The sequence below is a fragment of the Pseudomonas sp. P108 genome, assembly GCF_032613195.1.
GTDB lineage: Bacteria > Pseudomonadota > Gammaproteobacteria > Pseudomonadales > Pseudomonadaceae > Aquipseudomonas.
Genome location: NZ_CP126691.1, coordinates 5,480,777 through 5,494,151, shown reverse-complemented (window position 1 = coordinate 5,494,151; position 13,375 = coordinate 5,480,777). Strand labels below are relative to the sequence as shown.

The window sequence follows — 13,375 nt, the reverse complement described above, 5'->3', positions numbered from 1 at the left end:
GGAGAGGGAAAATGTTCGAACTCGTAGACAACATCCCCGCAAGCCCGGTAATCAAAGTTATCGGTGTTGGCGGTGGCGGCGGCAACGCTGTCAATCACATGGTCAAGAGCAACATCGAAGGCGTTGAGTTCATCTGCGCCAACACTGATGCTCAAGCGCTGAAAAACATCGGCGCGCGCACCATTCTGCAACTGGGCACCGGCGTGACCAAAGGTCTGGGCGCCGGCGCCAACCCTGAAGTAGGTCGTCAGGCCGCTCTCGAAGACCGTGAGCGCATTGCCGAAGTCCTGCAGGGCACCAACATGGTGTTCATCACCACTGGCATGGGCGGCGGTACCGGTACCGGTGCTGCGCCGATCATCGCCGAAGTGGCCAAGGAAATGGGCATTCTGACCGTTGCCGTGGTAACGCGTCCGTTCCCGTTCGAAGGCCGCAAGCGTATGCAGATCGCCGATGAAGGCATCCGCATGCTTTCGGAAAGCGTCGACTCGTTGATCACCATTCCTAACGAGAAGCTGCTGACCATCCTCGGTAAAGACGCAAGCCTCTTGTCGGCTTTCGCCAAGGCAGACGATGTACTGGCCGGTGCCGTTCGCGGTATCTCCGACATCATCAAGCGTCCGGGCATGATCAACGTCGACTTCGCTGACGTGCGCACCGTGATGAGCGAAATGGGCATGGCGATGATGGGCACTGGCTGCGCCAGCGGTCCGAACCGTGCACGTGAAGCCACTGAAGCGGCGATCCGCAACCCGTTGCTGGAAGACGTGAACCTGCAAGGCGCACGCGGCATCCTGGTGAACATCACCGCCGGTCCTGACCTGTCTCTGGGTGAGTACTCCGACGTGGGTAGCATCATCGAAGCCTTCGCTTCCGAGCACGCGATGGTCAAGGTCGGTACCGTTATCGATCCGGACATGCGCGACGAGCTGCACGTGACTGTGGTTGCCACCGGTCTGGGCGCGAAAATCGAGAAGCCTGTAAAGGTCATCGACAACACCGTTCACACCTCCATGGCTTCCGCCCAGGTGCAACAACCGGCTGCGGCCCGTCAGGAAGCGCCAGCGGTCAACTACCGTGATCTGGACCGTCCGACCGTCATGCGCAACCAGGCTCAGGCCGGTGCTGCGGCTGCCGCGAAGATGAATCCGCAAGATGATCTGGACTACCTGGACATCCCGGCTTTCCTGCGTCGTCAGGCCGATTGATGGAATGTATCAGGGCTATGAAGGTGATTGGTGTTCAGCAAAGGCATGGTCTGCTATCATCGCCAGCCTTTGTTGATACCAGTTCGCAATTTGCGCTGAAGCGGCCCAAGCCATGATTAAACAACGCACACTGAAAAATATTATCCGTGCCACAGGTGTAGGCCTGCACTCCGGTGAGAAGGTCTATCTGACCCTCAAGCCTGCGCCTGTCGACACTGGCATTGTGTTTTGTCGCGCTGACCTCGACCCTGTGGTGCAGATTCCTGCCCGCGCGGAAAACGTCGGTGAAACCACTATGTCGACGACGCTGATTAACGGCGACGTGAAAGTGGACACGGTAGAGCACTTGCTCTCGGCCATGGCTGGCCTGGGCATCGATAACGCCTACGTCGAGCTCTCCGCGTCCGAAGTCCCGATCATGGATGGCAGCGCTGGACCCTTCGTATTCCTGATTCAATCGGCAGGCCTGGAAGAACAGGACGCCGCCAAGAAATTCATCCGCATCCTGCGTGAAGTGACAGTGGAAGACGGCGACAAGCGCGCCACTTTCGTCCCTTTCGAAGGGTTCAAGGTGAGCTTCGAGATCGATTTCGATCACCCGGTATTCCGGGACCGCACCCAAAGTGCAAGCGTGGATTTTTCCAGCACTTCGTTCGTAAAAGAAGTCAGCCGCGCCCGTACCTTTGGTTTCATGAGTGATATCGAGTACCTGCGCAAGCACAACCTCGCACTCGGCGGCAGCGTTGAAAACGCAATCGTGGTCGATGCCGATGGCGTGTTGAACGAAGACGGCCTTCGCTATGAAGACGAATTCGTGAAGCACAAGATCCTCGATGCCATTGGCGACCTGTATCTGCTGGGTAACAGCCTGATTGGTGAGTTCAAGGGCTTCAAGTCCGGCCACGCTCTGAACAACCAGCTGCTGCGCAAGTTGATTGAGCAGACAGATGCCTGGGAAGTGGTGACGTTCGAAGACGCCAGCACCGCACCAATCTCTTACATGCGCCCGGTTGCGGCAGTGTAAGTAAAAAACCTCTCTAGTTTTTTGAAGGCCATCCCCGGATGGCCTTTTTTTATGCCTGCAATTTGTCTAGTGGCTGATCCGGCCTCTTCGCGAGCAGGCTCGCTCCCACAGGGGAATGCATTTCAAATGTGGGAGCGAGCCTGCTCGCGAAGGCGTCGGTGCGATCGCCCCAGAACATTCAGGCAGCCGCCACCACCCGATTACGCCCACCTTCCTTGGCCTGATACAACGCCTTGTCCGCCGCAAACAGCAACTGCTCCAGCGTCATCTCACTCGCCGCCGTCCATGTGGCGATGCCAATGCTCACCGTCATCGGCCGCTCGGCCCCGTCTACCAACGGCAACTGCTCCACCGATTGGCGAATATGCTCGGCAATCTGCTGCGCGCCATGACCGTCAGTCTCGGCGAGAATCACCGAAAACTCCTCTCCGCCATAACGCGCAACCAGATCCGCCGGTCGCCGCACATTTTCAGTGATGACACGGGCCAGCGTCTTCAGCGCCTGATCTCCAGCCTGATGTCCATGCCGGTCATTGAAGGCCTTGAAGTGATCGGCATCGATCATCATCACCGACATCGCTTTGCCCGAGCGCTGGGCGCGGAACCATTCGTGACGCAGTGCTTGATCGAGCATTCGCCGGTTGGCCACCCCCGTCAGTGCATCGGTGGCGGCCAGTTGCGCCAGCTCCCGCTCGGCCCGTTGACGCAAGCGCAACTCGCGGGCCAGCAGCCAGGTCAGCCACAGCAACCCCACGCACAACACCCCCGTGGCGCCGCTGATCAACAGGGCGGTACGACGCCACGTGCCGAACACCTCGTCGCTGGACAGCGCGACCATCACGATCAACGGCAGATTGCCAACCCGCGAATAGGTATAGAGACGTTGTTGATGGTCGATGCTCGAAACGCTGTTGAAACTGCCATTGCCACTCCTGTCGCGCAGTATCCGTATGACGTTGGGCCGGTTGCCGAAGCTTTTGCCGATGGAGTCGCTTTGCAAATAGGGCTTTTGCGCCAGCAGGACGCCGTCGTTGTCGATGATGTTCAACGTGCTGTCTTTACCGATGTCGAGGCTGTTGAACAACTGATCGAAGTAGTCGAGTTTCATCGACGCCACGGCCACACCGGCGAACTCACCGGTGTCCGAGGAAATCCGTCGGCTGAAGCTGATGCGCCACTGATTGGCTTCATCGCAGTCGCAACGGGTCTTGAACGGGCGGCTGATAAACATGCCGACATCGCGATTGAACGCGTGGGCGAGGAAATAATCGCGGTCGGCAAAGTTGCCCGGTTTCGGCTCGACCCGCGAAGAGTCGGCGACCACATCGCCGTGTTTGTCGAGCAACAGAATGTCGCCCTTGAAGCGCGCCGTGGTGGAGCGGTCGAACAGCGCCAGATGACGGATCTGCGGCGAGACATCCTGCAGGTCATCCCGCTGGGCGGCGGCGATCAGGCCTTGCAACGTCAAGTCATACAGCTCGACCGTGCGCAGCACATCGGCGTCGATCAGTTGCGCGATGGTGGTGGCGCTGCGGGTCGCCGATTCCTGAGCGTTGGCGTGCTCGCGGATCAGCAGGAACGTGACGATGCACAGAATCGCGATCACGGTCAGCGAACTGCCGCAGATCAGCAGCAGCTCGGGGCGTCCGGTCTTGCCCGCAACGGGTGGGGTACGGCTCGCGATCATGATTGGGCTGTCGGTTGGGGGGAAGTCTTATAAGAGTAGTTGCACAGACACTGCTGCCAAAACCAGAAACCATTCCCAATGTGGGAGCGAGCCTGCTCGCGAAAGCGCTGTGTCATTCAACCTGGATGTCGAATGGTAGACCGCTTTCGCGAGCAGGCTCGCTCCCACAGGGCGGGCATCACTGAATTCAAGACGGTGTTATGGCGCCGATCTTAGAAGACGTTGATCGGGTAGTCGATGATGACGCGGTATTCATCTGTATCCGAATCAATCACGCCGTAGCCATTGCCGCCACGGTTGGTCGCCCATTGCAGGTGCACCGCCAGATCTTTGGCCTGACCGCTCTGCACAACGTACTGCAAATCGAGATCACGCTCCCAGTGCTTGGCGTTGCGGCCGTCGGCGCTGTACCAGTTGGAATAGCCTTTGCTGTTCGGATCTACCTTGGTCAGGTCCACCGTACCGCGCGAGTAGGACACGGACGAGGTCAGCCCCGGTACGCCGACACCGGCGAAGTCGTAGGCGTATTTGAGCTTCCACGAGCGCTCGTTCGGGCCGTTGAAGTCGGAATACTGCTGGGAGTTGTCGAGGTAAACGCTGTCGCCCTGGCTGATGTAGTCGAACGGCGTGTTGCCGTTGACCCGCTGATACGCGGCAGTAACGCTGTGATTACCGACGTCAACGGTGAAATGCACGCTGTAGGTGTTGTTGTCGATATTGCCCAGCAGCGCATCGCCGGTGTCTTGCGTGTGATAGAAATGCAGGCCCGGGTTGAGGCTGACCAGATCGTTCAACTGCCACGTGTAGTCGAGGTCGTAGTAGTACTGGTTCCAGATGTCCTTCAGCTCGGAGGCGTAGAGGCTGCTGGTCAGACCTTCGACGCCGCTCCAGGCCACACCGGCCCAGTTCAGGTGCTGGCTCTCGTCGCCATCGGCCAATGTCCCGTAGGAAGTGCCGATGCGCGTGTGGCCACTCTGGTTGTAAGGCTTGGTGAAACTGGCCTGGCCGCCTTCAATCAACCAGCCATCGAAGCTGTGGTTGGTCAGGCTCACACCCCGAAAGGTCTGCGGCAGCATGCGCGTTTCACCGCCGGCAATTACCGGGTTGGTGAGGAACAGATCACCGGCCTTCAATTCGGTATCGAACGCGCGCATTTTCAGCGTGCCACCTGCTGTGGAAAAAGCCCCCGGCGCTTTGCCGCCGCTCTCCCTGACCGGCAGGATGCTCGAACCGTCCGTGCCGCCACCGCCATCCAGCTTCAACCCGAGCATGGCGTGGGCATCAATGCCGAAACCGACCGTGCCTTCGGTGTAACCCGACTTGAAAATCCCGAGAAACCCCTGGCCCCACTCGATGTTGTCGTCCGCTTTCTGCAAGCGGTTGCGATTCATGTAGTAGTTGCGGGCGTTGAGGTTGAGGCTCGAACCTTCGACAAAGCCTTGTTTGGCAGTCTCGTCAGCGTGAGCGGCAGGGGCAATCGTTGCGGCAATTGCAATGAACAGCGGGGTGAAGCGGACTGGGTAACGCACGTGCAATGGAGCTCCTTGGGTCAACTGGCGCCTCTATATTTTGAGGCGCTCGATGTTTCTTGTTGTTACAGACGAACCAAACGACTTTCAGACCACAACGAAAAAAGGCCGCTGAAAGGCAGCGGCCTGGAATGACGACGGTTGAACGGGAAGAGCCAAACAACCGCGTCGAGGGAAACGGTTTTGCGGGAGGCGGCTCAGCTGTCTTTTTCCAGTGATTGAGCCTGGGAAGTTGCAGCCTGCGGGGCTTGCGAGGCGTCTTGCGCCTTGGCCATCACTTCGGCCTGATGCTGATCGAATGCCTGAGCGCGAGCGACATTGTGCGCCACGAACGACTGCGATTCTTCAGCCATCGCCATCGGCGACAGGATCAATGAGGACAAAACGAACGCGCTGGCAATACCCATACTGTTGGACATCTTGAAAACCTTCTCGCTTGGCGAGTGCTGTTTGGTGCGGGCAAAGATAAGGTTGCCGGGCGTTGGGAAACAGCGTGATTTTCATAAATGACTGTTACAGCAAGAGCAAAAATCACCCCCTCACCCCAGCCCTCTCCCCCAATGGGGCAAGGGGGAAAGGGAGCAGATTGGGGGCTTTTCAAAGCCTGAGTTCGACTCGATATTTCAATGTCAGTCAAAAGCCCCTCACCCCAACCCTCTCCCGGAGGGAGAGGGAGCTGACCGAGGTGTCTGGCGTTGTACATCGACCTGAAAGATCGAGTCGATTATGGATTCGGTGAGTCAAGATCAGGTCGGTGCACATTTGCAGCATCCCCCAATCAGTCCCCTCTCCCCCCGGGAGAGGGTTAGGGTGAGGGGCTTTTCAGACCGGCAAATAAATCCCGAATGTATTCATCCCCCGATCACTGCGCACAAACACATCCCCGCCATGCATCAACGCAATCGCCTTGACGATCGCCAGCCCCAACCCATGGTTATTGCCACTGTTGCTACGCGACGCATCCACCCGATAAAAGCGCTCGAACAACCGTGGCAAATGCTCACTGGCAATCGGCGAGCCGGGGTTCGCCACTCCAATACTCACCTGATGCTCTTCAACCTGAATCCGAACCTCAATCACCTGACCCGGCCCGGTGTGCTGCACCGCGTTGCTCAACAGATTGATCAACGCCCGACGCAGATGCGCGACCTCGATCTGCACCAGTGCATCCCCGCTGACCCGTACCTGAACCTGCGCATCTTCAAGAATGAAATCCAGATATTCCAGCGTCGTCGCCACCTCATCCGCCAGCGAAGTGGACGTGAGTTTGGTCGCCTTGTTGCCCTGATCGGCACTGGCCAGAAACAACATGTCATTGATGATTGAACGCAGCCGTTCCAGCTCTTCAAGATTGGATTGCAGCACCTCGAAATAGTGTTCGGCTGAGCGCCCGCGAGTCAGCGCCACCTGCGTCTGCCCGATCAGATTGGTCAGCGGCGAGCGCAACTCGTGGGCGACATCGGCGTTGAACGATTCCAGCCGCGAGTAGGCCTGCTCGACCCGTTCCAGCGTCGAGTTGAATGAGTCGACAAACTGCTCCAGCTCCGGTGGCAGCGGTGACAAACGCAAGCGCCCGGCGCGTAGTGGTGGCGCCAATCGCTGAGCCTCGTGGGACAGTTTGATCAACGGCTTCAAACCAATTCGGGCAACCCAATAACCCAGTGCAGAAGCCATCAGTACACCGACAATCGCCAGCCCGATCAGCGCGATCAGCAAATTGTGCTGAGTCTCATGAAACGTCTCGGTATCAATGCCGATCATGAAGCGCAGCGGCGGGCGCTGATCCTTGGCCGGCAGCTCGGTCAGCAACACTTTCAGCGGATAAGGATGGTCAGCCAACTGCAGGTCATGCATGCCCAACGGGCCTTGGGCGAAGGCGCGAATCGCGGCGTCCGGCTGACCATATTCGTAACCCGGATCACCACTCACCACCCAGAACCGAATACGTTTGTCCTCTTCGCCGAGCAGCTTCAACTTGGCGTTTATCTTCACCCAGTGCTCGGGCGTACCGAAGCGATTGAGCGCCGATTCGAGCACGCTGTAACGCGCATCCAGCTCGGCTTCCGGCAGTAATCCCAGGCCTTTGTCGACCTGCTGATACAGCGCGCCGCCGATCAACAGAAACACCAGCAGCGCCACCAAGGTGAACATGCCGCTCAGGCGCAGGGCAATGGAATTACTGGACACCACGGCTCTCCAGCACATAACCCATACCGCGAATGGTGTGCAGCAGCTTCTCGTCGAACGGCCCGTCGAGCTTGGCGCGCAGGCGTTTGATCGCGACTTCGACGACGTTGGCATCGCTGTCGAAATTGATGTCCCAGACCATCTCGGCAATCGCGGTTTTCGAAAGGATTTCACCTTGCCGGCGGGCCAACACGCTCAACAGCGAGAACTCTTTAGCGGTCAGATCCAAGCGTGTGCCGGCGCGAGTGGCCTTGCGGCTGATCAGATCTATCCACAGGTCGGCAATGCTCACTTGCACCGGTTCATGGCCGCCGCTGCGACGGGTCAGCGCTTGCAGGCGCGCGACCAGTTCAAGGAAGGAAAACGGTTTGCCGAGGTAATCGTCGGCACCGTCGCGCAGGCCTTTGATGCGGTCTTCGACGCGCTCGCGGGCGGTGAGCATGATCACTGGGGTTTGCTTGCGCGCACGCAATGCGCGCAGCACGCCGAAGCCATCGAGGCCCGGCAGCATGACGTCGAGGACGATCACCGCGTAGTCGCTTTCCAGCGCCAGATGCAGGCCTTCGACGCCGTCGCGAGCCAGATCCACGGTGTAACCCTGTTCCGTCAGACCGCGGTGCAGATAGTCCGCGGTTTTTTCCTCGTCTTCGATAATCAGAACGCGCATGACCCTGCCTCAGTCTGTGGTCGCCAATGCCGGCGAGGGCATCGGTTTGGGCCGGTGGAACAGCCGCTCAAGCCACAAGTATATGACTGGAGTGGTAAACAACGTCAGCATCTGGCTGACCAGCAAACCGCCCACCACCGCGATGCCCAGCGGTTGGCGCAGTTCGGCGCCGGTGCCGTAACCGAGCATCAGCGGCAGCGCGCCAAGCAGGGCGGCGAGGGTGGTCATGATGATCGGCCGGAACCGCGTGATGCATGCTTCGAAAATCGCATCCTGCGGCGACAGGCCTCGGTGGCGCTGCGCTTCGAGCGCGAAGTCGATCATCAGGATGCCGTTCTTCTTGACGATACCGATCAGCAACACCAGGCCGATCAACGCCATGATCGAAAAGTCCTGACCGCAGATCCACAGCATGATCACCGCACCCAAACCCGCCGCCGGCAACGTCGAAATGATCGTCAGCGGGTGCACGAAGCTTTCATAAAGCACGCCAAGAATGATGTACACCGCCACCAGCGCCGCGAGAATCAGCCACGGCTGGCTGGCCAGCGAACTCTGGAACGCCTGCGCTGCACCCTGGAAATTGCCGCTGATCGCTGTCGGCATGCCGATCTCGGCCTTGGCCTGATTGAGCAGAATCACCGCATCACCCAACGCCACGCCGGGCGCCAGGTTGAACGACAGGTTGGCCGCCGGGAACATCCCGTCGTGGGCAATCGACAACGGGCCAATGGTCGGCGCGTCGAATTTGGCCAGCGCCGAGAGCGGCACCATCTCGCCACTCAGTGGCGAACGCAGGTAGAAATAGTTGAGGCTTTCGGCCTTGCCGCGTTGTTTGGTGTCCAGCTCCAGAATCACGTTGTACTGATTGACCTGAGTCTGGAATTCGTTGATCTGCCGCTGGCCGAAGGCGTCGTACAACGCCTCGTCAACATCGCTGGCGGTCAGGCCGAAACGGGCGGCGGCGCTGCGGTCGATGCTGATATGGGTGATGCTGCCGCCCAGTTGCAGGTCGTTGGAAATGTCGCGGAACGCCGAGTTGCTGCGCAGTTTTTCGGTGAGGCGTTGCGTCCATGTGGCGAGGGTCGCGCCGTCGTTACTCTTCAGCACGTATTGGTACTGCGCACGGCTCGGGCCAGAGCTGAGGTTGATGTCTTGCCCTGCGCGCAGATAGAGAACGATGCCGGGGACTTTCATCAGTTGCGGACGGATGCGGTCAATGAACTGGCTGGCGCTGACGTCGCGGTCGCCGCGTTTTTTCAGGGCGATCCAGAAGCGGCCGTTGGCGATGGTCTGGTTGCTGCCGGAGACACCCACCGAATGGGAAAACGCTTGCACGGCCGGATCGGCGGCGACGATTTCGGCCATCGCCAGGTGTTTTTTCACCATGTCGCCGTAGGAAATATCCGCAGCCGCTTCGGTAGTGCCGAGGACGAAACCGGTGTCCTGCACCGGGAAGAAACCTTTCGGGATAAAGATGTAACCGCCGATGGCCAGCGCCAGCGACAGACCGAACACGCCAATCATCAATTTCTGATGGGCGAGGGCGCGACGCAGACCTTTCTCGTACCAGCCGAGCAAACGTTCGCTGAAGCCCGGTTTTGCGTGGGCGTGGTGCACCGGTTTGCGCATGAACAGCGCCGCCAGCGTCGGCGCGAGGGTCAGCGACACCACCACGGAAATCATGATGGTCGAGGTCGCGGTCAGGGCGAATTCCTTGAACAGTCGCCCGACCACACCGCCCATGAACAGCAGCGGAATGAATGCCGCCACCAGCGAGAAACTGATCGAGACCACGGTAAAGCCAATCTCGCCGGCGCCCTTGATCGCCGCTTTGCGCATGTCGTCGCCGGCCTCCAGATGGCGGTGGATGTTTTCCACCACCACAATCGCGTCGTCGACGACGAAGCCGACCGCGACGACGATCGCCACCAGCGTCAGGTTGTTCAGGCTGAAACCGAGGAGGTACATCAGGGCGAAACTGGCGATCAGCGACACGCCGAGAACGGCCGAAACAATCAGGGTTGCCGACAATTGGCGCAAGAACAGCGCCATCACCGCGACCACCAGCAGGATCGCGATCAACAGGGTGATCTCGACTTCATGCAGCGAGGCACGAATGGTCTGCGTACGGTCGATCAAGGTTTTCACTTGCACCGAGGCTGGCAGCATCGCTTCGAGACCGGGCAGGGCGGCTTGAATGCGGTCGACGGTTTCGACAATGTTGGCGCCGGGCTGGCGCGAGATCACCAGGTTCACACCGGGTTGGTCACCGGCCCACGCTTGCACGTAGGCATCTTCCGAACCGTTGACGACTTTGGCGACATCGCGCAGGTGAACCGGGGCGCCATCCTTGTAGGAAACGATGAGCTGGCTGTAGTCCTCGGGATGGAACAACTGGTCGTTGGTCGACAGTGTGGAAATGCTCGATTCGCCGTACAGCGCACCTTTGGCGAGGTTGAGGCTGGTCTGCTGGATCGCCAGTCGGATGTCGGCGAGGGTCAGGCCGATCGCCGCGAGTTTGTCCGCCGAGGCTTGTACGCGAATCGCCGGACGTTGCTGACCGGTGATGTTGATTTGGCCTACGCCGTCGATCTGGCTGATCTGACGCGAGAGCAGGGTTTCCACCAGGTCGCTGAGTTCGGTGCCGGGCATCTGCGTCGAGCTGACGCTGAGGATCAGCACCGGGCTGTCGGCCGGGTTGACCTTCTTCCACGTTGGCAGCGTCGGCATGTCCTTGGGCAGTTTGCCGGCGGCGGTGTTGATCGCCGCCTGGACTTCCTGCGCGGCGGTGTCGATGCTTTTATCGAGGGTGAACTGCAGGGTCAAAAGGCTGGAGCCCAAGGCACTGCTGGAGGTCATCTGGGTCATGCCGGGGATGGCGCTGAATTGCACCTCCAGCGGCGTGGCCACGGACGAGGCCATGGTGTCGGGGCTGGCGCCGGGCAACTGCGCGGAAACCTGAATCGTCGGAAATTCCGCTTCCGGCAGTGGGGCGATTGGCAGGCGCGGGAAGGCAATCGCGCCGACCAGCACCAGCGCGATGGTCAGCAGAATCGTCGCGACCGGGTGATCGATGCACCACGTGGAGACGCCTTTGTGCGCCTTCATGGTTTCGGCTCCGCTTGCACCACCTGCGCCGGTTCGGTCATGACTTGCACCGTGGAGCCCGGTTTAAGCCGCGACTGGCCATCGGTGACCAGCACGTCACCGGCCTTCACGCCTTTGATGATGTCCTGGCCGCTGCCTTGATAAACCATCTGCACTTGTACAGCTTCAACTTTGTCTCCATTCACCCGGTAAACGAAGTGTTGGTCGAGACCGCGTTGTACGACGGTGGGCGGGACGACCAGCGCAGCTTTGTCGAGGGCTGTCTGAATTTTTACCGTGACCAGCAGGCCAGGCCAGAGCTTCTGGCTGGCGTTGGCGAATTCGGCCTTGGCGCGGATGGTGCCGGTGTTGGCGTTGACCTGGTTGTCGATCAGGGTCAGATGCCCTTCGCCGAGCAGGTTGCCGGTTTCGCCATCGGTGTCGGCGCCGATGTAGGCCTTGACCGGTGCGCGCTGCGGATCGTTGATCAGGCCTTGCAGGGTCGGCAGCATTTGCTGCGGCAGGGAGAATTCGACGGCGATCGGGTCGATCTGGGTGACGGTGAACAGGCCTGCGGTGTCGGTCATGCGCAGGAAGTTGCCTTCGTCGACTGTGCGAATACCGACGCGGCCGGTGACCGGGGAGCGGATCTGCGTGTAGGAAAGCTGTACCTGCGCCGCGTCAATCGACGCCTGGTTGCCTTGGGCGGTGGCTTTGAGTTGGTTGACCAAGGCTTGTTGCTGGTCGTAGGTCTGTTTCGAGATGCCGTCGTCGACGGTGAGCAGTTTGTAGCGTTTGAGGTTGACCAGGGCGACTTGCAGTTGCGCCTGGCTTTCGCCCAGTTGGGCGCGGGCCTGGTCGAGGCTGGCGCGGATGGAGCGGTCGTCGATGGTGGCCAGCAGGTCGCCTGTTTTGACGAGTTGGCCTTCTTTGACGAGGATTTTGGTGAGGATGCCGTCTATTTGTGGGCGCACTACGACGCTGTGTAATGAGAGTACGGAGCCGATGCCGCTGGTGTAGCGGGGGACGTCTTTTTCGCTGACCGCTATGACTCGCACGGGGATGGCGGTGGGCGTGGCGAGTTTGGTCGGGGCGGGTTTCAGGGCGTACCACAGACCTGCGCCTGCGAGGACGATCAATAGGGTGGCGAGCAGGGCTTTGTTCTTTTGGATTCGCATGCGGGGTGGGCGCCGGACGGAGTTTGGGCAGGGTTGTTGTCTTTATAAACCTGTCTGCGGGTCAGTAGGGTGACGGCTAGCTGTCAGCGCTGTCAGTTTCGTTGGGTGCATATCCGTTGCTGCGGTAACGGCGGCTTAGGGTTCCGCCCTTACGGCGGGTCACCTTTTCCAAACGCCGAAAAGGTAACCCAAAAGGCTTGCTCCTGCGTGCGGCCCGCTCGCTGGGGCTCGGGGTTCCTTCGCTCCGTGATCGATCCGGGCGCAGCGCCTACGGTTTGCTTCGCTGCACCTCCTCTCGCTGTGTTTGGCTGCGCCAAACGGTCGCTGCGCTCCCACGCCCGGATCAATCCCTCCACTCAGCCTTCCGACGTCGCCTTACAGATCAAGAGCTGCAGCCGAGCTAACGCTCATCCTGTTGAGTGGTGAAGAGCGGGGCGCGGTCGGCTTTGGATTTGTGGTGGATTCGCCCCTCACCCCAGCCCTCTCCCGAGGGAGAGGGAGCCGATTTTCGGGCGTTTCAAAACCTGAGTTCAACGCGGTATCGCACGTCGGCGTAGCTCTCCCAAACACCACGATCAGTCCCCTCTCCCTCCGGGAGAGGGCTAGGGTGAGGGGCTTTTGATCTGTTTCAAAACCTGAGATCAACACGGTATCGCACGTCGGCGTAGCTCTGCCAAACACCACGATCAGTCCCCTCTCCCTCCGGGAGAGGGCTAGGGTGAGGGGCTTTTGATCTGTTTCAAAACCTGAGTTCAACACGGTATCGCACGTCGGCGTAGCTCTGCCAAACACCCCGATCAGTCCC

At 59.7% G+C, this 13,375-nt stretch carries 9 protein-coding genes; 2 read left to right on the top strand and 7 right to left on the bottom strand.

What is annotated here, in order from left to right; genetic code table 11:
* Positions 1–11: 11 nt before the first annotated feature.
* Positions 12–1,208, top strand: coding sequence for a cell division protein FtsZ (gene ftsZ / locus QOM10_RS24115; protein WP_007916986.1), 1,197 nt, complete (start codon positions 12–14; stop codon positions 1,206–1,208).
* Positions 1,209–1,320: 112 nt separating this feature from the next.
* On the top strand, positions 1,321–2,232 hold the full coding sequence (lpxC, locus tag QOM10_RS24110; RefSeq protein ID WP_007916984.1) for a UDP-3-O-acyl-N-acetylglucosamine deacetylase: 912 nt from the start codon (positions 1,321–1,323) through the stop codon (positions 2,230–2,232).
* 178 nt (positions 2,233–2,410) lie between these two features.
* Here the strand turns inward: lpxC and QOM10_RS24105 are convergent, their stop codons facing one another.
* From QOM10_RS24105 to QOM10_RS24075, 7 genes are all read right to left on the bottom strand, one after another.
* Positions 2,411–3,919 (bottom strand): sensor domain-containing diguanylate cyclase, encoded by a 1,509-nt coding sequence (locus QOM10_RS24105; RefSeq protein WP_316917075.1) that lies wholly within the window; start codon positions 3,917–3,919, stop codon positions 2,411–2,413.
* 212 nt (positions 3,920–4,131) lie between these two features.
* Positions 4,132–5,448 carry an OprD family porin gene (locus QOM10_RS24100; protein WP_316917074.1) on the bottom strand — a complete coding sequence of 439 codons (1,317 nt, stop codon included), beginning with the start codon at positions 5,446–5,448 and terminating at the stop codon, positions 4,132–4,134.
* Between the two features lie 197 nt (positions 5,449–5,645).
* A complete protein-coding gene (locus tag QOM10_RS24095; RefSeq protein WP_316917073.1) occupies positions 5,646–5,867 on the bottom strand; it encodes a hypothetical protein in 222 nt (73 codons plus the stop codon).
* Between the two features lie 403 nt (positions 5,868–6,270).
* Positions 6,271–7,635 (bottom strand): heavy metal sensor histidine kinase, encoded by a 1,365-nt coding sequence (locus tag QOM10_RS24090; protein ID WP_316917072.1) that lies wholly within the window; start codon positions 7,633–7,635, stop codon positions 6,271–6,273.
* Positions 7,625–8,302, bottom strand: coding sequence for a heavy metal response regulator transcription factor (locus tag QOM10_RS24085; protein WP_007916978.1), 678 nt, complete (start codon positions 8,300–8,302; stop codon positions 7,625–7,627). The genes QOM10_RS24090 and QOM10_RS24085 overlap by 11 nt, the downstream gene beginning before the upstream one ends.
* 9 nt (positions 8,303–8,311) lie before the next feature.
* A complete protein-coding gene (locus QOM10_RS24080; RefSeq protein ID WP_316917071.1) occupies positions 8,312–11,413 on the bottom strand; it encodes a multidrug efflux RND transporter permease subunit in 3,102 nt (1,033 codons plus the stop codon).
* Entirely contained in the window at positions 11,410–12,570 is a 1,161-nt protein-coding gene (locus tag QOM10_RS24075; protein ID WP_316917070.1) for an efflux RND transporter periplasmic adaptor subunit, read from the bottom strand. Before QOM10_RS24075 ends, QOM10_RS24080 begins: the two co-directional genes overlap by 4 nt.
* Positions 12,571–13,375: the final 805 nt, after the last annotated feature.